The sequence below is a fragment of the Candidatus Formimonas warabiya genome, from assembly GCF_002777255.1.
Taxonomy (GTDB): domain Bacteria; phylum Bacillota; class Dehalobacteriia; order Dehalobacteriales; family Dehalobacteriaceae; genus Formimonas; species Formimonas warabiya.
This window is the reverse complement of the sequence record NZ_CP017634.1, coordinates 2,646,707-2,668,095: the sequence shown is the minus strand read 5'-3', so window position 1 is coordinate 2,668,095 and position 21,389 is coordinate 2,646,707. Positions and strand designations below refer to the sequence as shown.

18 protein-coding genes are annotated in these 21,389 nt (G+C 44.3%); 17 read left to right on the top strand and 1 reads right to left on the bottom strand.

Annotated features, from left to right (window positions below; genetic code table 11):
- The first annotated feature begins 422 nt into the window (after positions 1-422).
- From DCMF_RS12315 to DCMF_RS30240, 7 genes are all read left to right on the top strand, one after another.
- A complete protein-coding gene (locus DCMF_RS12315; RefSeq protein ID WP_214659303.1) occupies positions 423-1,610 on the top strand; it encodes a 4Fe-4S binding protein in 1,188 nt (395 codons plus the stop codon).
- A gap of 16 nt (positions 1,611-1,626) precedes the next feature.
- The gene (locus DCMF_RS12310) at positions 1,627-2,508 is read left to right on the top strand and encodes an FAD binding domain-containing protein (protein WP_214659302.1); all 882 of its coding nucleotides are present in this window, start codon (positions 1,627-1,629) and stop codon (positions 2,506-2,508) included.
- Positions 2,492-2,980: a (2Fe-2S)-binding protein gene (locus DCMF_RS12305; protein WP_148134706.1), complete on the top strand. Its 489-nt coding sequence runs from the start codon at positions 2,492-2,494 to the stop codon at positions 2,978-2,980. Before DCMF_RS12310 ends, DCMF_RS12305 begins: the two co-directional genes overlap by 17 nt.
- Positions 2,977-5,271, top strand: a complete 2,295-nt coding sequence (locus DCMF_RS12300; protein WP_148134705.1) for a xanthine dehydrogenase family protein molybdopterin-binding subunit — start codon at positions 2,977-2,979, stop codon at positions 5,269-5,271. Before DCMF_RS12305 ends, DCMF_RS12300 begins: the two co-directional genes overlap by 4 nt.
- Entirely contained in the window at positions 5,256-6,437 is a 1,182-nt protein-coding gene (locus DCMF_RS12295; protein WP_148134704.1) for a glycine C-acetyltransferase, read from the top strand. Before DCMF_RS12300 ends, DCMF_RS12295 begins: the two co-directional genes overlap by 16 nt.
- A gap of 179 nt (positions 6,438-6,616) precedes the next feature.
- Positions 6,617-8,251 (top strand): carbon starvation CstA family protein, encoded by a 1,635-nt coding sequence (locus DCMF_RS12290; protein WP_148134703.1) that lies wholly within the window; start codon positions 6,617-6,619, stop codon positions 8,249-8,251.
- 123 nt (positions 8,252-8,374) lie between these two features.
- Positions 8,375-9,247, top strand: a complete 873-nt coding sequence (locus DCMF_RS30240; RefSeq protein ID WP_269467162.1) for a methyl-accepting chemotaxis protein — start codon at positions 8,375-8,377, stop codon at positions 9,245-9,247.
- Positions 9,248-9,371: 124 nt separating this feature from the next.
- Here the strand turns inward: DCMF_RS30240 and DCMF_RS12280 are convergent, their stop codons facing one another.
- Positions 9,372-9,911, bottom strand: a complete 540-nt coding sequence (locus DCMF_RS12280; protein WP_148134702.1) for a helix-turn-helix domain-containing protein — start codon at positions 9,909-9,911, stop codon at positions 9,372-9,374.
- Positions 9,912-10,214: 303 nt separating this feature from the next.
- On the opposite strand from DCMF_RS12280, the gene DCMF_RS12275 reads away from it, so the two are divergent.
- From DCMF_RS12275 to DCMF_RS12230, 10 genes are all read left to right on the top strand, one after another.
- Positions 10,215-10,985, top strand: coding sequence for an IclR family transcriptional regulator (locus DCMF_RS12275; RefSeq protein ID WP_148134701.1), 771 nt, complete (start codon positions 10,215-10,217; stop codon positions 10,983-10,985).
- A 159-nt stretch (positions 10,986-11,144) separates the two neighbouring features.
- Entirely contained in the window at positions 11,145-12,374 is a 1,230-nt protein-coding gene (locus DCMF_RS12270; protein WP_148134700.1) for a serpin family protein, read from the top strand.
- Positions 12,375-12,769: 395 nt separating this feature from the next.
- A complete protein-coding gene (locus DCMF_RS12265) occupies positions 12,770-13,144 on the top strand; it encodes a GntR family transcriptional regulator (protein WP_148134699.1) in 375 nt (124 codons plus the stop codon).
- Positions 13,145-13,156: 12 nt separating this feature from the next.
- Entirely contained in the window at positions 13,157-14,539 is a 1,383-nt protein-coding gene (locus DCMF_RS12260) for a DUF5808 domain-containing protein (RefSeq protein WP_148134698.1), read from the top strand.
- 115 nt (positions 14,540-14,654) lie between these two features.
- Positions 14,655-15,212 carry a hydrolase gene (locus tag DCMF_RS12255; RefSeq protein ID WP_148134697.1) on the top strand — a complete coding sequence of 186 codons (558 nt, stop codon included), beginning with the start codon at positions 14,655-14,657 and terminating at the stop codon, positions 15,210-15,212.
- Between the two features lie 193 nt (positions 15,213-15,405).
- On the top strand, positions 15,406-16,257 hold the full coding sequence (locus tag DCMF_RS12250) for a lipase family protein (protein ID WP_148134696.1): 852 nt from the start codon (positions 15,406-15,408) through the stop codon (positions 16,255-16,257).
- Between the two features lie 16 nt (positions 16,258-16,273).
- The gene (locus DCMF_RS12245; protein ID WP_148134695.1) at positions 16,274-17,119 is read left to right on the top strand and encodes a lipase family protein; all 846 of its coding nucleotides are present in this window, start codon (positions 16,274-16,276) and stop codon (positions 17,117-17,119) included.
- Between the two features lie 299 nt (positions 17,120-17,418).
- Positions 17,419-18,144 (top strand): TetR/AcrR family transcriptional regulator, encoded by a 726-nt coding sequence (locus tag DCMF_RS12240; protein WP_148134694.1) that lies wholly within the window; start codon positions 17,419-17,421, stop codon positions 18,142-18,144.
- A 155-nt stretch (positions 18,145-18,299) separates the two neighbouring features.
- Positions 18,300-19,004: an ABC transporter ATP-binding protein gene (locus tag DCMF_RS12235; protein WP_148134693.1), complete on the top strand. Its 705-nt coding sequence runs from the start codon at positions 18,300-18,302 to the stop codon at positions 19,002-19,004.
- The gene (locus DCMF_RS12230) at positions 19,004-21,382 is read left to right on the top strand and encodes an ABC transporter permease (RefSeq protein WP_148137869.1); all 2,379 of its coding nucleotides are present in this window, start codon (positions 19,004-19,006) and stop codon (positions 21,380-21,382) included. Before DCMF_RS12235 ends, DCMF_RS12230 begins: the two co-directional genes overlap by 1 nt.
- Positions 21,383-21,389 lie beyond the last annotated feature (7 nt).

Sequence of the window (21,389 nt, the reverse complement as noted above, 5' to 3'; positions counted from 1 at the left end):
TATCCTGAGCATATCCCTTACGGAACAGAATAATGGCCTGTTCAAAAACTCCAGGGATATTATGGAGGAAGAAAATTTAGTTGACGAATTCTATAGTACGAAATAAAATATAGAAAAATAATGAAACAGAGTTTTAAAAATATATTAAAAAGTTTGCGGGAAGATTATGGTTCCGTTAGACACTGGAGCAAAATGATAAGCGAAAAAGATTCCAATTAACTTATACAGTATCAATATGATATTTATTTCATATTATGTAAAAATATTTTTCCATGCCATGCTTAATATTAACTATTGATAAATATATAATACAGATAAATTTATTATAAGTAAATATTATCAAAAAAAATTAATTTATTGTGAAGGATATTTTAAAAAATTATCGAAACTTAATGCAAAATAAAAAAGAGAGGTGTTCGGTTTTGACAAAATTAGAAGTAAAAGTTGGCGGTGTTGTGTTTAAGAATCCCATTGTTGCCTCGGCCGGCGAGCCAACAACTGACCTTGAACACATGAAAAAAGCCATGGAAGCAGGAGCAGGAGGGGTTGTTGCTAAATCCATTTGCTTTTCTCCGGAATTAGCCAAGTCGTATGATCATGCCAGATGGGCAGTGATTAATGAGAACAGAGATTTGTGCACCAAGGGTAAATATCCTAAATTATATGCTTTTTATGGCCGGGGCGGTATCCCCCTGGAACCGAAGGGATGGATGGAGGAACTGAAACGGGCGCAGGAAATGTCGGAGAAATATCATACGGTACTTATCGGCAGTGTAGGTACCGGTCCGGTGGAACAAATGGCTGAAGCGGCCTATAGAATGGAAAAAGTAGGTATCAGAATTATAGAACTGGATGCTGGTTGTCCCCAAACAGGCCAGCTTCAATATGATCATAAATTGGATTTGGTTACCTCCGCTGATATTGCCAAATATCAGACTGAAAGCGTTGTTAAAGCAGTATCGATTCCGGTTATTTATAAAGTAGCGGCAGATGACCTGGATAAAATGGCTACCTGCAAAGCTGTTAAAAGTGCCGGCGCAGTGGCGGTAACCGTCATGAATCGTTATCCCGGCTTTTTGGTGGATATCGAAACCGGAAGACCGGTCATCAACAGTTGGGCCGGAGTAGGAGGACCTTGGATGCTGCCTCTTTCCCTGCGCTGGGTGTCCCGGGTCCATCAGGCTGACCCTGGCTTGAGCATCCTGGGCACAAACGGCTGTTCTGACTATCAAGATGCTTTGCAATTTATCATGTCAGGTGCCACCATGGCCTGTTTCTGCACAGAACTGATGCTGCGGGGTTATCGGGTAATAACTGAGGCAGTCCGGGGAATTGAAGAGTTTTTAGAGAGAAAGGGGTACGGTTCTGTCCAGGAAATCATCGGACTGGCGGTGAGAAACGCCAAGACCTATGAAGAATTGTACGAAATGCAGCAGGTAGCGGAAATAAACATGGATTCCTGCAAGAAATGTGGTTTATGCGAAAATTTCTGTTTTTATGAAGCACTAACCATGGTTGAGGGAAGCCCGGTTATTAACAAAAAGTGCAAGGGATGCGGCCTTTGTCTGACTGCTTGCCCTTCTTCGGCCATATCGCTTAAAGACAAATAGAAAGCAGGTGATGGCAATGAAAGCCTTCGATTATTTTAAACCGAAAGATATCAGTGAAGCCATGGCATTAAAAGCGGACAAAAAGGAGTCTTTTTTTCTTGCCGGTGGGACTGATCTGTTTGTAAAAATGAAAAACGGGGCTTTGACGGCTCAAACAGTCATTGACATTGGTGAACTGGATTCCCTCGGCGGGATTCATGAAGATGAAAGAGAGATGATAATAGGAGCGGCGTGTAAAGTATCGGAAATAGAGAAATCAGACCACATCAGAGGCAAATATGCAGCTTTGGCGGGAGCGGCTCATTCCCTGGGATCACTGCAGGTCAGAAACCTGGCCACTATCGGTGGCAATATCTGTAATGCTTCCCCATCCGCCGACTTGCTTCCCGCTTTGCTGGTTTTAAACGCGAAAATGGAAATCATCGGGCCCCGGGGAATCCGCCTTGTGCCGGCAGAGGAGTTTTTTGTAGGGCCGGGCGCAACCATCTTAGAAAGGGGCGAACTCCTTAAAAGTATCAGGATTCCTCTGCTTTCCCGTGAAAAGGCTGCTACGGTTTATTTAAAGCATACTTTAAAGAGATCGATGGACATTGCCGCGGTGGGGGTGGCGATCCTGGTGGAAGACAAAGAAGTCGTAAATAATTGCCGGATCGCCTTAGGCGCCGTCGGACCTACTCCATTTCGGGTATATGAAGCGGAAAAGCACCTTCTTGATAAAAAACTGAATGGGGAAGTGATCGCGCAGGCAGCTTTGCTTTGCAAGGAAGCCTGCAAGCCTATTGACGATGTCAGGACTACCGCGGCATACAGAAAAACAATTGTAGAAGTTCTGGCGAAACGGGGACTGGAGAAGATAGCCGGAGAGCAAGGAGGGAGGCTTGATGGTGCATCACATTAAATTAAAGGTTAATGGCCGGGAATATGAAATTTTGGTAAATGCCCATGAATTATTAGCGGATGTCTTAAGGGACCGTTTAGGGCTAATGGGAACAAAAGTTGGCTGCGGGGCAGGAGAATGCGGTTCATGCACCGTCATGATGAATGGCAAGCCGGTCAACGGCTGCTTGGTTCTGGGAGTTCAGGCGGATGGGAAGGAAATTGAGACCATTGAAGGAGTAGCGCATGGAACTGAACTTCATCCTCTCCAAAAAAACTTTATTAAACATGGCGCCATTCAGTGTGGCTTTTGCACGCCTGGGCTGATCATGACGACAAAAAGTATGATTGAGGAAAACCCGGATCTTTCTGAAGAGGATATCCGGGAGGGAATAATCGGGCATATCTGCCGCTGTACCGGATATCAGAAAATTGTGGAGGCTGTAGCAGCGACAGCAAAGGAAATTAGGGAAAAGGGGAGGGAAGGAGCATGACTGGTTACAAAACCATTGGGAAAAGTACCCCTTTTATTGATGCAGCAGAAAAAGTGACGGGAAGGGCGGTTTATACAACCGATATGAAATTCCCCAACATGTTGTACGGGAAGATTTTAAGAAGTACTATTCCCCACGGGCGGATTGTCGGCATTGACACTTCGGAGGCCGAAAAGCTTCCCGGGGTGGAAGCTGTGATCACGGCTAAGGATACCCCCCTGATTAAATTCGGTATCTTCCATGAGGATTGGTACATCCTGGCCCATGAGAAAGTAAGGTTTGCGGGAGATGAGGTAGCGGCGGTAGCGGCGATAAATGAAGATATTGCGGGGGAGGCTCTTAAGCTCATTAAAGTGCACTACGAAGAGCTTCCGGCGGTTTTCGATCCTAAAGAAGCCGCACAGCCGGATGCTGTCGATATAAACGGGGTGAAAAATAATATTGCTTCTAAATTTCACGTGGAGAGAGGCAATGTGGACCAGGCTTTTGAAGAATCCCATCTGATCATTGAAAAAGATTTTTATACCACCCAGGTTTACCAGGCTTATATGGAGACCATGGCAGCCGTGGTGAAACCGGAAGATAACGGCAGACTCACCTTTTATCTGCCCATCCAGATCCCCAGCAAAACCCGGGTCACTTATGCCAAGGCACTTGGCATGAAAATTGAAGACATTCACGTGATCCAACCGACGACAGGCGGGGGCTTCGGGGCCAAAATGGAAACCGTCCTCCACCTGATTGCCGCGGTGCTGGCGCAAAAGACCGGAAAGCCGGTCCGGATCATTAACACAAGAGAAGAAGACTTTGAGGGGGGCAACCCTCGGGTGCCTATGCATTTTCATGTCAAAATGGGCTTTTCTAAGGAGGGCATGATCAAAGCAAAAGACCTGGTACTCTATGCCGGTGCCGGAGGAAGGGCATGCTATGGGGTTCCCGTATTAGGAACGGCCTGCTTCCGTCATGACCAGCTTTATAAGTATGAAAACGTGAGGGCAAACGGTTATCTGGTTTATACCAATATGGTGCCATCAGGATGCTTCCGCGGATTCGGCAATTCACAGGGGACATTCTGTATAGAGTGCATCATGGATGAAGCAGCCGAGAAGCTGGGAATTGATCCGGCGGATATCAGACTGCGGAATGCGGTTTATCCCGGTTTTGTTTCCTGTCATGGCTGGGTAATCAACAGTTGTCTCCTGCAGGAATGTATCACCAAAGCAGTTGAAGCCGCCCAATGGCAGGAAAAAAGAAAAGAAAAGAAATCCGGCCGGGGTATCGGCTTGGCTTGCTGCAACCATGTGTCCGGATACAGTGCCTTTTTTCCGCCTTTCCATGGTTCCGCTGCGGTTATCCGGATGAACATGGATGGCAAATTTTTGGTCATGTCCGGCGAGATAGAAATCGGCCAGGGGCAAAAGACGGCCTTTGCCATGATGGCCGCGGAAGCCCTGGATGTACCTTTGGAGAATGTCAGGATGGCCCCGATTGATACCGATTATATACCCTTTGGCTTAGGATGTTGGGCCAGCAGGTCTACCGCTTTGGGAGGAAAGGCTATTCAAAACGCGGCAGAGGACTTAAAGGGGAAAATATTACAGTTTGTTTCCCAGGAATATGGCATAGCTGTTGAGCAGCTCAGCATTGCTAATGGTGTTGTAGTAAACACGCAGGGGGAAGAAATAACCGATCTGTCCGAAATTGGCAGGAAATATTTATATAAAACCAATGGCTCGTATTTGTACGGGCAGGGATATGTGGATCCCGGGACGGTGGTTCCGGACATGGCAACCAAGATGGGAAACCCCTCTATCACATATCCCTTTGCCTGCCATATTGCGGAAGTGGACGTAGACGTCGAGACCGGCGTTGTCAAGGTGATCGATTACGTAGCTGCCCATGATGTGGGGAAGGTGATCAATCCGATGGGGGCGGAAGGCCAGATTGAAGGCGGTGTAGCCATGGGAATCGGCTGGGCTTTAACGGAAAACATGGTTTATCAAAATGGTGTCCTCAAGAATTCTCATTTTTTGGATTACCGGCTGCCCGGGAGCAAAGATGTTCCGGATATGAAATCCATCTTTTTGGAATCCAATGACCCTAATACCGGCTTTGGCAGTAAGGGCCTGGGTGAGCCGGCGATCAACCCCGTCGTACCGGCTATCGCCAATGCCATTCACGATGCCGTGGGAATCAGGCTGACAGAACTGCCCTTTACCCCGGATAAAGTGCTGAAAGCAATCCAGGAAAAGAAGAAAAATAAGGAGGGGGAGCCATGTCGGAATTTTTAGATCTGATCGATGAGCAGATCGAACAGTTGAAAAATGACAATAAGTATGCCGAGAGAAAAATTCTGGGGAGTGCCCAGGACACTTGGGCTGAGCTGGACGGGAAGAAGAAGCTGATCCTGGGCTGCACCAATTATCTGGGCCTTGCTAACGATCCTGATATCAAACAGTATGTGAAAGAGATCATAGATTCCTTTGGCTGCGGAACTTCCTCAGGACCCCGGATTATCGGCGTCACATCTCTGCACAGACAGCTGGAGCAGGATTTGGCTAAGTTTACCGGGCAGGAGGATGCCCTTCTCTTCAATTCGGCATTTCTCGCTAACGTGGCAGCTATGACTGCTTTTACCGGCAAAGAGGACATCATCTTAAGCGACGAATTGAATCACGCCAGTATCGTAGACGGTGCCCGGCTAAGCAGTGCCAGGGTGCAGGTGTATCCCCACTGCGATATGAAAGCCCTGGAAAATTATCTGCACCAATATCAGGACTGCCGCCAGCGCATGATTGTCTCCGATGGGGTTTTCAGCATGGACGGGGATATTGTCCCATTGCCGGATATGGTGGAGCTGGCAAAAAAATATCATGCTGTCGTGGTCATAGACGACGCGCATGCTACCGGTGTTGTTGGGCCTGGCGGAAAAGGGACCCCAGCCCTGTTTAACCTGGAAAATGAAGTTGACATTTTAGTAGGGACTCTTGGTAAAGCCATAGGAGGGGCAGCCGGCGGTTTTATTGCCGGAAAACAGCAGGTAATCGATTATCTTTTCCAATTCGGCCGGCCCTATCGTTTTACCAATACGCTGCCGCCTACTGTAATTGCCGTGGGGATCGCCAGTCTGCGAAAATTGCAGGAAAGCCCCAAGATATTGGAACAGTTATGGGAAAACGCGCATTATCTTAAATCCGGTTTGAGTAAATTGGGCTATCAAATTCATCCCAGCCAAACGCCCATTGTCCCGGTGATGATCCATGATGATACCGCCTGCCTCAAGCTGGGTCAGCAATTATATGAAGAAGGCGTATTTGTGCAGCCATATATCTATCCTGTGGTGCCCCGCGGCACCGCCCGTATTCGAGTGATCCTGTCCGCGGCGCATACGAGGGAGGATCTTGATTATGCCTTAAGTGCTTTCGAACGTCTGGGCAGGGCGAATGGTCTTATCTGAGCAATGAAAGGATGGTGGAAAGAGAAAGTCCGGGTATCTGTCTGATTAGGGAGGTGGTGTAGTTTTAAAGTACATTCGAAGAAACATCCCAATAATCAAAAGAATATTTATCAAGTGGGAAAAGATTAATTTAGTGTAGCTTTAGCCAAATCAAAAAAATAATTAGAGGAGGACTTGGATTGAACGCACTATATTTTACTTTGGTGACATACACGCTTCTTGTAGTAGGTACCATCGGATGCAAGAAATGGGTAGAAAAGATTTACCCGCCGGATGTCAACATGGTAACTCCAGCCATTTCCATGCGGGATGGTCTGGATTTTGAACCTCTTGATCTAAACGTCGCCTTAGGACACTATTTTATGACTATTGCAGGAGCAGCTCCGATCGTGGCGGCAATCCTGGGAATGATGTGGGGATGGCTCCCGGCTACCATTTATTTGGTCTTTGCCGTGACCTTCCTGGGATCACCCAGTGAGTTCACCACGTTGATGTTTTCCCTGAGAAATAAAGCAGCATCGCTGGGAACGGTTTGCCGGGATAAGATTGGGGAGGCCACGGGTACTTATATCAGCATTATCTTGTTTTTTGTCTGTACCCTTACTTATGCTGTGATGGGTTCCCTGTTATGCGCTACTCTCGCTAAGATACCTACCGCGGGGATCCCAACGATTTCTATTATACTAGTGTCGGTTTTGTTCGGTTTTTTGCGTTATAAGACGAAACTGGGTTTAACCTTAAGTACGGTTATCGCGTTGGCAATATGGACTGCAACGATTGTTCTGGGCATTAAGTATCCTCTTGTCTTAACAGAGAATCAATGGTCGATCGGTGTCGCCATATATGTGCTAATTGCCTGTTTTACACCCATCCAATGGCTGCTTGCGCCGCGGGATTATTTGAATTCATTTATTCTCGTGGTTGGTCTGGCCTTAGGATCGGTTGCGCTATTGGTTGGGCACCCTACCTTTAACATTCCTGCTTTTACCAGTTTTGAAACGGCCCGGGGGTATTTATACCCCGGTATTATCGCGACTATTGGTTGCGGCGCTATTAACGGCATGCATGCTATAGTGTCCATGGGGACTACCCCAAAACAGTTGAAAAACGAAAAAGAGGCCTATTGGATTACGGCTATTGGCACCAGAGGCGAGACGGTTATTGGTTTAATGTCGATTGCCCTTATTGCAAGCTTTTACAATTATGACGGCTTTTTAACATCTGTTGTGAGCAATCCGGGCCCGACTTTTTCTATGGCCCTTGGGAAGACTTTTAGCTATATTGGTATTTCCGAGCAAACCGGGTTGGTTATCGGTGCTCTTACCTTAACGGGGTTTATTATCACCACTGTGGATGGTTATGCACGGACCGGCAGATTGATCCTTGGGGAACTGGTCAAAAAAACCCCTGCTGAGAAATTTCTTGGCAACCCATATATTGGGTCGTTCATGGTAGTTCTAATTGGTTTGTACCTTTTATATTCTTCCCCCTTCGGAGAGTTGTGGTCGGGATTTTCTCTTATTGCTATTCAGCTGACCATCTATGCATACTCCTTGGCTATTCTTAGGAGAATAGAAGAGAAGAAAGCTTTTGACGGCCACTTTATTCTTTGGGTGGTTTTACCCGGCATATTTATGCTGGTTACAACAATTGTGGCGATGGTTATGTTCCTGGTTAAATACCTTAACGAGGGGGCTTGGATTCCATCGGTCATCATCGTCGCTTTGATGGTACTGACTGCTTTAACCCTGTTACAGGTTAATAATAAGATGAAAATTTTAAAGAATAAGGAACAGGTTGAAGCGGTAATGTAAAAAACGATTCCATTACCTTAGAGTTATATTATAAGGGGGCAAAAGCAGCACATATTATTGCTGCTTTTGTTTTAAGGGCCGACCGGGATGACACACTGCATAAAAACTTAAGAGGTGATCAAGGTGTCAGAAGAAAATAGAATTAGTTCAATCCTTCAACAGTTTTTAGCAGTCGCACCTTATATTAATCAATTAACCATCGAAGATTTAGGTGTAGTTGTATGTGACGCGGAAAAATATATTTTGAATATTCCCCCAAATACTTTTAAACTACCTAATGATTTATCTGTGGGTGATTCGGTGCGGACGGAATCAGTGCTTTATGAAGCCATTCAGAAAGGGGAACGCGTGTTAAGAGATGTAGAAAGTAATCTTTTTGGACTACCCCTTGTGACTGTGGCAGTGCCAATTTTTGAGAATAATGAACTGGTTGGCGGTATCTGCGTTTACCAATCGGTAGCAAAGAAAGAAAAGCTTTTATCAATTGCCAAATCACTGGATAACATTATTAAATCTGTACATCTCACAGTGCAGCAGATAGCTTCAGAAGCTGAGGAATTGGCAGCTACGGGACAGGAGTTGGGAAGTGTTTCTCAGAAAACCAATATGCGGGTTGACGAAACAGATGAAATAACGGAGATGATTCGAAAAATTGCCGACCAAACTAATTTAATTGGTCTCAACGCCGCGATTGAGGCGGCGCGGGTTGGGGAACTTGGCCGGGGGTTCACTGTTGTTGCTGAGGAAATACGAAGATTGGCCCAGACCAGCTCAACTTCTGCAAAAAATATCAAGCAAACTCTTAACCACATAAAAGACGATGTACGGCAAATAAATACAGGGGTCAAGGAGGTTGCGACAGCGGCTAACCATCAAGCCCAAGCTCTTAGCGATATGGCACCTGCTGTTGACGAATTAATCAATTTGGCAGATGCAATTCTCCTAATGGCAAACGTGTTGACAACTGATAAATTAGCACTGCACGAAAAGACATAAGTAAGCCTATTTTAGGCGCTGGTAAGGTATAAATCAATAACGTCTTAGGGGTATCCCCAATCTATTCTTTAGGATACCCCTAAGATTTTTTTATTCAATAGCTACTATTGCTTTTGTTGGCTGCTTATAACGTGGGCGGAGAAATAATCACAAGAATTTCAGCAGTCCCTTTTCCGGTGTTTACAAAGGTGTGGGGGAGCAGGCTGTCATAATAAATCGTATCTCCCTTATTTAAGGTGTGGTTTTTTGAACCAAGTTGTGCCTCAACTTTACCTTTGAGGACCAGAACGCATTCTTCGCCTTTATGGCCAAAGGGCCGGGGCACCGATTCTTCTCCTTGGTCAAGGTTAATCTGGACCACTTCAAAAGATTTACTGAGGTTAGGGCTTAGCAATTCATACACGACATTGGTATCCGGATAACTAATCTTCGTCCTGCTATTTTTCCTCACGATCATTCCATCGTTCTCATCATCAATAAAGAGTTGAAACATGGGTACTTCTAACACATCACAAATAGACTTTAAAGAAGAAATGGAAGGGTTGTTTAACCCTCGTTCCACCTGACTGATAAAACTTTGAGATAGCTGGGATTTCTCAGCAATTTCCGCGATACTCATATTCTTTGCTAGTCTAATCTCTCTTAATTTAGTACCGACTGACATGGAAAACCTTCTTTCGATATATATGCTTATAACACTATTATTCTACACTATATGTTAACATCAGTAAATAAAATAATAAGCGCTGCTTTATTTGCACAAAAAATAAAACCAGGTTTCCGGTTTTACAGATATATTATTTTCTATGTGAAAACGAAAAATAGACACTTTACACGGGGAACCTCGTGTTGGTTTTCCTTGACAGGGTGAAATTTGGATAATAGAATGAAATAAAAAATGAAAAAAGGTTTTAGAAAATTTTTTATTACTTAATTAAATTTAATAGCCTGTCAGGGGAGGAATACTATGGCCGACTATACCGTGAAAAATCTAGCCGACAGCTTAGCGGTGATGCAGTTATTTCAACAAAAGAGAAAAGAACTATCCTTCACAGAGATAGGCAGTGCCTTAAAAATGAATAAGACGCGCCTTTTCAGGATACTGAGCACTCTCATGGAATTCAATATTATTGAACAGAGCGGGGACAACTATACTTTGGGCTGGAAGCTATTCGAGATAGGACAGGCAGTGCCGTTGATGAGGGGATTTAAGCTGAACACCCATGATATTCTCCGGGAATTGACTGATGAGACAGGCGAGACGGCAAACCTAGGGATACTAGTGGGCAATGAAATATTGTTTATAGATTCGGCTGAGCCAAATCAGACCTTGAATGCTTCTTTTAAAAAGGGAACCCGTCTTCCTGCCCATTTGACTTCCATCGGGAAGGCAATCTTATCGGGACTTGATGAAGTAAAACTAAAGCAGCTCTTTAGCCACGATCAGTTTGTGCGCTATACGCCGCAGAGCGTCGGTTCATTTGGGGAGCTTCTTTTGCAGCTAAATGAAGTGCGGCAGCAGGGCTGGGCTTTTGACGACCAAGAGTGCTATGAAGGGGTCCGCTGCTTGGCATGTCCTGTAAGGGACCACACGGGGAACATTACTTGCGCAGTAAGTATTTCCGGACCAGCAACGAGAATCCACAAAAATAATATGGAAGGTTTAGCAACACGATTAAAACAGGTTTCCAGACAGTTTTCGGGGATCCTTGGTTGGCATGGCAGTGATCAGAAATGAATTCAATTCGGGGACGGTTCTTGAATTGAATTCTTTTTACAAAAAAAAGGGTGATTTATTGGGAAGTCGTTAAAAAGAAGGACTTCCTACCTTTTCTTGGAACTGAAAGATTCTTCTGTACGTCTAAAGACATATCAAGCTTTTGGAGGAGATGATCCTATGAGAAAATGCCTATGTCTTATTTTTTTCTTATTCCTGATGATGGTCATACTTTCCGGCTGTTCCGGCAAGGCTTTATCTTTCGGGCAAAATGATGATTTTGATCTGGAACAGATCGGGACGGCGACGGTAGAGGGGAATTCCCGGTTTGCTTTTGATCTTTTCCGGCAGTTGGAGCAGGAGGACGGGGATCAGAATGTCTTCATTTCTCCTTTTAGCATATCAACTGCCCTGACCATGACATATCAGGGTGCCGGGACCACAACGAAGGAAGCTATGGCGAAGGCTTTGGGCTATACGGGAATTGATGATGAGGAGTTAAATAGAAGCTATAGGAACCTGATCCGGTATCTGAGGCAGTCGGATAATAAGATTGAGCTGAATATCGGCAATTCTTTGTGGGTGAGAGAAGGAGAGGATATTAAGGAGGACTTTTTAGCTGTAAACAGGGAGATATTTGATGCCCCTGTAACTCCTTTGGATTTTTCCCAAGAAAAGGAGGTAGATAGAATCAATCAATGGATATCCGACGCGACAAAAAAGAAAATCGAAAAGATGATTGAACCTCCCATACCTGCGGATGTGGTCATGTACCTGATTAATGCCATCTATTTCAAAGGGGAATGGGCTGATCAATTTGATCCGAAGCAAACTATCTCTGCGTCATTTCAGGCCGGAGACGGCAGTAACCAGGAAGTAATGATGATGAGTAAAAACGGAAAAGTGGAATACGGGCAGGGGGAAAACTATAAAGCCGTCAGACTTCCCTACGGCGGAGGAAAAGCGGCGATGTATTGTATTCTGCCCCGGGAGGATATATCTGTCCATGATTTTATTGGGGAACTGGATGAGGAGCACTGGCAGAGGATTAGGGAAAGCATCAGCGAGCGGGATGGCGTTCAATTAAGGCTACCCCGTTTCAAACTGGAGTATGGGATCAAAAATCTGAACGACAGTCTGAAAGCCCTGGGAATGGGGGAGGCCTTTACAGCTGAAGCCGATTTTTCCGGCATCCGTGATGGTCTCTGCATTAGCAGAGTTCTCCATAAAGCAGTGATTGAAGTCAATGAAAAAGGAAGTGAAGCAGCGGCGGCAACCGTGGTGGAAGTGAAGGAATCAGCCGCCCTTGAGCCGTTGACATTTATTGCCGACCGGCCTTTTGTCTTTATGATTGCGGATGATGAAACCGGCACCATTCTTTTTATGGGGAAGATGTGGGATGTAAAATAGGATAGGAGGACGAATCCAATGAAATTTCGGAATAGGATATCTGGGTTTAGGTATGTTAACTATACTCATCTTAAATTTTGCAAGTGTTCAGGCTGATCAGGGGCCGAGCTACTGAGTAGACGATGAGCTTGCGCTTTTAAATAGGAGATACTTCCTATCGTAGAAACCACGATACTTCCAGGTCTCGTGGTTTTTTGATTACTACTCCTAAAAGTACTGGGAATAGCGCAAGCTGAACAGCGGCGCTATGACGGGGCGAAGAAAGATATTGATTCCGTTTTATCGCAGTGCCATACAACCACCGGCTTAAAAGCTGTCCAGCAGAAAATAATTGACATTAAGTATTATTTGTATTACTATGAATAATACAGATATTAAAAGGGAAGGGAAGGCAGATGATATTAAGGATAGACATGACCAGCGATATCCCAATTTATCAGCAAATCCGCAATCAAATTGTGTTTGGTGTTGCCAAAGGGGATGTTAAGCCGGGCGATTCACTGCCTACCGTCCGCCAACTGGCAAATGATATTGGTGTGAACCCCATGACGGTAAATAAAGCCTATGCTCTTCTAAGAGAAGAAGGGATTATTGTCATTGACCGAAGACATGGTGCCCAAATCAGCAATCGCGGCATGAACGGAAATGCTTTTGATCCGGATTTTGACCATCGGGCAGAACTTTTAGTTTCAGAAGCACGTATGAAAGGCGCTTCAAAGCAGGAGATCAAAAAGCATTTTTCAGATCTGATTGACATGGTTTACGAATAAGGGGGGATTTCTATGCTTCAAGTACTGCTCATTATTACATGGCTAGTTTTCGGAACAATGGCTGCGTCCGCATTGTTCTATAAGAATCATCATGATCATCAGATTCTAGGAGTGACCCTGTCCCACGAACATGCAAGGTCGCCGGAAGTGCAGGAAATGATCAAGGGATTCAAAATGGCTTGTTATCTGGTTTTACTGCTATCCATAGGGTTTAGCCTTTTGATGCTGGTTAAGGCGATGGGACCATACGCGGAGTTCTATATGCTGGTTCTGGTTATGGCAAACCTTTTTGCAAATTGGCTTGTGATTCATCATTATCAGCAAAGGCTTCTAGCGATAAAAAAGAAAAAGGCATGGACTTACCCGCGCACGAGGGTCGTAACGGTTGATATGAATGTTGCAAAAGAGAAGGGAAAATCAGGCCTTACCCCTTTTTGGACTTGGTTATTTTTTTTCTTGAGTTTTATACCTACGGTTTTTCTAATCCGATATGGAGAGATGCAAGTGTTCTACCCTATCGGCTTTAGCCTTATTGGGCCGTTGTGCCAGTTAAGTACAGTTTACTTATATTATCAAATGAGAAATCGCCATGCACCGGTGCTCAGTGATCTCACGGAGATGAATCAGGCCAGTGCCAGGGCAGAGGAGCGCATCAATACAACAGCGGCGACACTTTCCGCTTTTGCCATGCTGGTCTTCTGGATTCTGTTTAATATTTCTGTCATCTATGTAAAAAATGGCATCCTTGTTGTTTTATCGTCCGCCATTCTGGTAGTTGCTCTGCTTATGATTGCCCACTGGCAGCAGAGAAAAATCCGTGCTGTAGAAAATAGCCTTTTCGGTGAAATATGGAAGGGTGACGACGGTATTTTTGAACAGGAAAGTACTTGGAAATGGGGGTGCTACTATAATCCCCATGATCCCAGAATCATTGTGCCCAAGCGGATTGCAGGCATGGGTTGGACGATTAATATCGGAAACCCGGCCGGGAAAGCCATCGGCCTGGGAATGATTGCTTTATTTCTGATCATCATGGGCAGCGTTTTTTATGGCGGCATCAAGGATTATACCATAGCGGAAAACGGCGCCCAGATTACAATTGATGCAGCTATGTACGACATGCGCTTTGAGAAGAATCAGGTCGTTTCACTGTCCATAGTTGATAAAATTCCGAACGGTATGCGGACAAATGGATATGGGGGCCTAAACAAAAGCTTCGGACATTTCTCCATTGAGGGATATGGGAAATGTATGCTTTATGTTTACAATCATGTTGACAAATATATCGTGGTACAATTGAAAGGGAACGATCCAAGCTATGTGATTGTTAATGATAAATCTCAGGATGAAACGGAGCAACTGTATCAAACGATCAAGCAATGGCTGGCGGAATAAGGTTTGAGATAGTTCTTTTTTATCCAGGATAGTTGACATTTTGGTAAAAGTAGTATTATAATTCCTATTAAATAAACCTGTTTAATAAGAAACTGATAAATTTGGAGAGATAGAAATGGCAAAGGATATCACAAGAGAAGAAGCGTGGGCGCTTCTCACGGAATTTAACAAAGATGAATTCCATTTAAAACACGCTCAGATCGTAGAAGGCGTAATGCGTTATTTTGCATGTAAGCTGGGCTACGGCGACGAGGCTGATTTTTGGGCCATTGTTGGACTTTTGCACGATCTTGATTTCGAGGTATACCCTCAGGAGCACTGTATCAAAGTGCAGGAAATTATGGGGGAGCGCGGGCTTGATGAGCGTTTGATTCATGCTGTCGCCAGTCACGGATACGATCTGACGGTAGATATTGAGCCGGAGCATCAAATGGAAAAGATATTATACGCTACTGACGAACTTACAGGACTGATCGGGGCCGTTGCCATCATGCGTCCATCCAAAAGCGTGATGGATTTAGAATTAAAATCAGTGAAGAAAAAATATAAAACGGCAAATTTTGCGGCCGGTTGTTCCCGTGAAGTGATAGAACGAGGGGCAAAAATGCTCGGATGGGAGCTTGATGAGCTTATTGAGCAAACAATCTTGGCCCTAAGATCGTGTGAATTATGAGATTGGGTTTTGTTTACGGTAGTTGCAAACGAAAATAGTTTCAAAAAAAATGCTGTACCAAAAATGGTGCGGCATTTTAATTTTCAGGTGAAAAAAACTTTCTCTATAACCCATAACCCATTAACTATTCCAGGTTCTATTTCATAGTATTAAGCAGAGAGATATTATCTTTTATAAGAAAGGAATTGCAGATATGGTTATCTCAAACAAAGAGAATATTTTCAGCAATAGAGCTGCCACATTTCTTGCAGCTATGTGCTATCAGACCTATCCGTTCTTTCTAGAGGGAAAGCTAATCTTACCCATGGGTTTTGAACTTCGATATATCATTCGTGCTTATGCCAACGTAGAGAATCCGACGGAAGAAGTATTTGGTTTTATTGCTGAGTCAAAAGATTATATCATTATCGCCTTTAGGGGATACGCCTCCTATCCTGCAGACCTTATTGCCGCGTACGACATCCTTCAAATACCATATCCTTTTGTTAAAAATGGAGGAAAAACCTCGCGTGGATTTACCTGTATTTATCAATCAACAAGAGACAAATTAATCAGAGAATTAAACAAGCTATCTGCAACAAAAAAGCTGTATATTACTGGTCATAACTACGGTGGAGCCCTGGCTACGCTGGCTGCTTTAGATATAGCAGAAAACACCGGATTCGGACATCCTATCGTATATACTTATGGCAGTCCCCGTGTGGGAGACCCTGACTTTGCTTGCCGGTTCAACAAAGAGGTTAAAAATAGTTTCCGGATTTTTAATATTCATGACTCTTTTTCGACTTTCCCGGATCGCGTGTATCCGCCTCCCTTTACAGAGGAAGGATTAACTTATCAACATGTAAAAACAAAGGTTCCCATCTCTTTTCAACTAAATGATACACCACGTAATGACGGAATTGGCTGCTATTTTAAAAAACTCAGCAAAAGGAATCCTGATTTTGCCAAAGCATTATGCTGTGATAATCCTGGTTTTTGTCCCAATACAGAAATGTGTTTTCCATTTCAGGGAACATGCAAGTGTCCGGTGCCCTGCATTTAAGAAAGGAGCTGCATATATGAATAGCTCAGACATAAAACATATTTTTCATAGTGAAGATGCCATATTGCTTGCGGCCATGTGCCATCAGTCAAATCTTCTTTTTGAGGAAAGAGAGCTTATCTTGCCAAAAGGCTTTAAACTTCGATATATCATTTGTGCCCTTGCCGGTGTTGAAGAGCCGGAAGCAGAAGTATTTGGTTTTATGGCAGAGTCACAAGATAACATCATTATGGCTTTTAGAGGAACCGATTCATTTAAGGACAATGAATCAGACCAAGACTTGTATCAGGTACCATATCCTTTTGTGAGAAATGCGGGAAAAACCCATCGGGGATTTACCTGTATTTATCAATCGGCCCGAGACCAATTAATCAGAGAATTAATCAAACTTCCTAAAACAAAAAGACTATTAATAACCGGGTACAGTTTAGGAGCAGCTTTAGCGGTGTTGGCTGCTTTAGATATTGCGGTGAACACTGGGTTTCAGCATCCTATTGTGTATACTTATGGCAGTCCCCGCGTAGGAGACCCTGACTTTGCTTGCCGGTTCAATCAGACGGTAAAAAATAGTATTCGTATTTTCAATGTCCACGATGTTATTCCTACTATACCGGCTCAAGCATATCCCCCTCCTTTTACAGAGGAAGGATTATACTATCGGCATGTAAACATGAAGGTACCGCTTTCTTTTCAACTGAATAGTATAGCCCGTGATCATTATATCAGCTGCTATTTCAAAAATCTCAGCAAAAAGAATCCTGGCTTTGCCAGAACATTATGCGAGGAGAACCCGGGTTTTTGCCCCGATACGGGAATATGTGTTCCCTTTGAAGGAATATGCTGTGAGAATAATTCCATTTGAGATAGTCAACTTTATGATATAAATGGGTTCACGAATGACGCGCACAATCAAAAAGTTTATTCCCGGCTCTATGTAAAATGCTTTGCATAGAGCTTTTCTAATGACGCCGCCGAAGGCCACAAAACGTTTTCACGAGATGGAATTTCCTCTGATTGGAGGCAAATTAAAGTGAGGGATGTGAAAACATTTTACACACACCTTGCCCTTTTTGCCCAGACCAAATTACATCTTGACGCTAGGGAAAAAAATAGTATAATAAGATTAACCAACCGGTTAGTTAAGTAGTGGAGGTAAACGATATGGAGCAATTAGAAAATAACGAATCCAGAGAAAGAATCCTCAATGCTTCGATAGCGTTATTTTCAGAAAAAGGTTTTGATGCAACGAGAGTTAATGAGATCGCAGAGGCGGCAAAGGTTAACAAAGCTCTGATCTATTACTATTTTAAAAGTAAGGAAGATATACTGGATTGTTTGATCGATTCACTTTTTAAAAGTGTTACTTCCATCGCTATGGATTTTATTCATGAGAATATTGTACAGATGGTTAAAGACGGCCGCCTGGATATTAATACGGATCGTCTTCATTTTATCAATGAGGAAGCTTTTGATTTTTTTTTGCAGCAGGCTAATATTTATTTTGAAAAATTAATTGAGTATGTTTTGGAGCATAGGGATATTATCCGGATCCTTTTGCTGGAATCCCTCAAAAACGGCAAGCATCACGATGGGCTGTTCCGCTTGACGGATTTTTTGAAGGAAAAAGAAAACAATCCACTTTATAAAATTATCCGAGATGTTGGTAAATATTTTGACTTTTCAGAGGATATGAAACTATACAAGTTTTTCTTTTCATTTATGCCTTTGATTAATTTTGCCGCTTATTTTGACGATTACAAAAAGAGCAGTTCTTTAAGCGATCAGGAGGTGTGCAGCTCTTTCTTGCGCTCACTCAGGATGGTTACTTTTCCTTTTATTATCTCAGAAAAAGATATATGGATGTGGCATAAAAAAAATATCGAATAGTAAAGTCAACGATTACAAGCTAGGGCTGTTGAAAAAACAGATGACTTGAAATTTTATTTATAGGCTTGTTTAACCAAACGGTTAGTTAAATAATAGAGCAGAAAATATATCAGGAATGGCCAGGCGGTTATTTGACGGACTAAGGGGGGGAGCGGATGGAACCAATTATTACAGTGAAAGATTTAGTAAAAGAGTATGTCATGGGTGAGATAAAAATACGTGCTGCCGACGGGATATCCTTTGAGGTTAACCCCGGGGAGCTGGTGGTAGTCCTCGGACCCAGCGGGGCGGGCAAAAGTACGGTTTTGAATATTCTGGGCGGCATGGACTTTCCCACCACCGGAGAAGTCTGGGTAAAGGGAAAGAACATAGCCAGGTTTAATCAGAATGAATTGACCATGTACAGAAGAAAACATATCGGTTTTGTATTCCAGTTCTATAATCTGATGCCGAATTTGACGGCCCTTGAGAATGTCGAAATTGCGGCCCAGATATGCGACGCCCCCCTGGATGCGCTTTCGGTGCTTAAAAATGTGGGCCTGAGTGAAAGAATGTCCAATTTCCCTGCCCAGCTCTCAGGCGGTGAGCAGCAGAGAGTGTCCATTGCCCGGGCCGTTGCCAAAAATCCTACCCTGCTTTTATGTGACGAGCCCACCGGCGCGCTGGACTATATCACCGGCAAAACCATCTTAAAGCTGCTTCGTGATGTAAACCGCGATTTCAAAAAGACGGTGATGATCATCACCCATAACAGTCCCATTGCCCAAATGGCGGATAAGGTAGTAAGGATCAAAAACGGCAAAGTAGAGTCGGTGGAATTAAACGACAACCCGCTGCCCATAGAAGGGATTGAGTGGTAATGTGGATTTTCTTAAAAAAGTTTTATCGGGATCTGGGAGAATCCAGGGGGCAGTTCATATCCGTTCTGGCTGTTGTTATTATCGGCGTCATGTTTTATACAGGCCTCTATTCTGCCCTGGAAAGCCTTACGGGGGCGGCGGAAGGATACTTTAGGGAATACCGTATGGGGGATCTGTGGGGCGATCTCTACCGGGCCCCGGAAGGAATCATCAAAAGGATTGATGCGGTTCCCGGGGTGAAAATGGTTACGGGAAGAGTCGTCCAGGATGTGAGGATCAGTATGGCGAAAAGGGAAGCCATGGTCAGGCTTATTTCTCTTCCGGACGAAAAAACGGATATCGTCAATGATATTCAACTGAAGTCCGGCAGCTATTTTTCCAGCGCTGGAGGAAATCAATGCATCGTCTCCGAGGACTTTTTCAAGGCGCACCGGCTGACCTTGGGGCAGACAATAGAACCAATTGTAAACGGGGACAGGGTGAAGCTGAAGGTTGTGGGTACGGCCAAAAGTCCTGAATATACTTATGAGATCCGTGAAGCCAGCGAATTGATACCTGACCCCGAAAGATTTGGCGTGGTTTACGTAAAAAAGTCGTATTTGCAATCCATCCTGGATTTTAATGGCTCAATCAATGATATCAGCGTGCTGTTGGAGCAGCAGGCCGATATCAAAAAGGTCAAGGCGGAAATGGAAAAGGTACTGACACAGTATGGGCTTACAGGCATTGTGGAAAAAAAGGATCAGCTCAGCTACAACATGCTCAATACGGATATCAGCTCTTTAAAATCCATCGCCGCAGTTTTTCCCATGCTTTTTTTCATCGCATCAGCGGTGATCATTTACATCACCATGACCCGGATGATAGAAAACCAGCGCACGCAGATGGGGGTGCTGAAAGCTTTGGGCTACGGCAATAGGGAAATTATGCTCCACTATCAGACCTATCCTTTGCTGGTGGGAATACTTGGGAGCATGATCGGGGTGTTCATAGGCGTGTTTTTGGTAAGCAATGGCTTACTAAGCTTATATAACTCCATCTATAATCTCCCGATAGGGGAAACTGCCCTGCATTTGCGTATTGTGCTCCCTGCCGCCCTTCTGGCCCTGGCCTTCTGTGTTACCGCAGGCTACAATGCGTGCCGGAAGGAGCTGTGCCTGGTTCCTGCCGAAAGTATGAGACCGAAGCCCCCCGCCTCGGGAAAAAAGCTGTTTCTTGAAAGCCTCCGGCTGCTGTGGGAAAATATCAACTTCAGCTGGAAAATCATCCTGAGGAACCTTTTCCGGTATAAGAAACGTTCTGCAATGGCTTCTATAGGAATCATCTTTTCCACGATGCTGCTTTTGATTGCAATGGGATTTCAGAATTCTATGGATTTTGTGCTGCAGGAACAATTTTATAAAATACAGAGATTCGATATAAAAATCAACCTGTCCGGAATGATGAATGCCGATGAGCTCAACTACATAAGGAGCATCGACCATATTAAGGCGGTAGAGCCGATCCTGGAGAGCGGAATGGAGCTGACCAGCGGGTGGAGGAAGAAGGATATCGGGATTCTTGCCCTTGGCAGGGAAGCAAAGCTATATGGCGTTTTTGACAGCGCAGGTAATCCGGTAAAGCCGCCCCAGGACGGCATTCTGCTTCCTGTACGTTTGATGCATACATTAGGCCTCAAGCCGGGAGACAGGGTATATCTCAGGTCCTTCTACCCCGGAAAGAATGAGGATAAGGATAAGAAAGAGGTAAATATAAAAGGTGCCATCGCGCAGTTTATCGGGCAAAGTGCCATATGCAGTACCGATTATCTCAACTATCTGCTGAAGGAGGGCGTTGTGTCCAATGCAGCCTATATCGAACTGGAGGATCCCAAATATGAGAAGCAGGTAATGGACAGCTTGAAAGATATCCTGACGGTCAGCACCATTCAATCAAAATCGGAGATCATCGCCAACACGGAAAAAACGCTTCAATCAACGAGCAGCATCATCATCTTTATGGTGCTGGGAGCCGGTGTTTTGGCCTTTGCGGTCATTTACAACATCACCAATATCAATATTTTTGAGCGCAGAAGGGAGATTGCGACCCTGTCGGTGCTGGGGTTCACTTCAGGTGAACTTAAGAGCCTGGTATTCAATGAAAATTTCTTTTTAAGCATCTTTGGTGCTTTGGCAGGTATCCTTCCGGGAAGATTTCTTACCGAGCTTGTCATAACAATGCAGGCCACTGATACCATGTATCTGCCCGCAGTGCTGAACCCTTCCAGCTACTTTATGGCCCTATTGATGATCATTGTTTTTACCATCATGGCGAATTTACTGCTCACAAGAAAAATCCTCTCCATTAACATGGTTGAGTCGCTGAAAAGTGCAGAGTAATGGAATG

Bases quoted from the DNA above. Each gene is read 5' to 3' on its own strand.
- DCMF_RS12270 (WP_148134700.1), top strand. From the start codon at position 11,145: ATGAGAAAATGCCTATGTCTTATTTTTTTCTTATTCCTGATGATGGTC.
- DCMF_RS12275 (WP_148134701.1), top strand. From the start codon at position 10,215: ATGGCCGACTATACCGTGAAAAATCTAGCCGACAGCTTAGCGGTGATG.
- DCMF_RS12255 (WP_148134697.1), top strand. From the start codon at position 14,655: ATGGCAAAGGATATCACAAGAGAAGAAGCGTGGGCGCTTCTCACGGAA.
- DCMF_RS12250 (WP_148134696.1), top strand. From the start codon at position 15,406: ATGGTTATCTCAAACAAAGAGAATATTTTCAGCAATAGAGCTGCCACA.
- DCMF_RS12265 (WP_148134699.1), top strand. From the start codon at position 12,770: ATGATATTAAGGATAGACATGACCAGCGATATCCCAATTTATCAGCAA.
- DCMF_RS12295 (WP_148134704.1), top strand. From the start codon at position 5,256: ATGTCGGAATTTTTAGATCTGATCGATGAGCAGATCGAACAGTTGAAA.
- DCMF_RS12240 (WP_148134694.1), top strand. From the start codon at position 17,419: ATGGAGCAATTAGAAAATAACGAATCCAGAGAAAGAATCCTCAATGCT.
- DCMF_RS12235 (WP_148134693.1), top strand. From the start codon at position 18,300: ATGGAACCAATTATTACAGTGAAAGATTTAGTAAAAGAGTATGTCATG.
- DCMF_RS12230 (WP_148137869.1), top strand. From the start codon at position 19,004: ATGTGGATTTTCTTAAAAAAGTTTTATCGGGATCTGGGAGAATCCAGG.
- DCMF_RS12310 (WP_214659302.1), top strand. From the start codon at position 1,627: ATGAAAGCCTTCGATTATTTTAAACCGAAAGATATCAGTGAAGCCATG.
- DCMF_RS12305 (WP_148134706.1), top strand. From the start codon at position 2,492: ATGGTGCATCACATTAAATTAAAGGTTAATGGCCGGGAATATGAAATT.
- DCMF_RS12280 (WP_148134702.1), bottom strand. From the start codon at position 9,911: ATGTCAGTCGGTACTAAATTAAGAGAGATTAGACTAGCAAAGAATATG.
- DCMF_RS12300 (WP_148134705.1), top strand. From the start codon at position 2,977: ATGACTGGTTACAAAACCATTGGGAAAAGTACCCCTTTTATTGATGCA.
- DCMF_RS12245 (WP_148134695.1), top strand. From the start codon at position 16,274: ATGAATAGCTCAGACATAAAACATATTTTTCATAGTGAAGATGCCATA.
- DCMF_RS12260 (WP_148134698.1), top strand. From the start codon at position 13,157: ATGCTTCAAGTACTGCTCATTATTACATGGCTAGTTTTCGGAACAATG.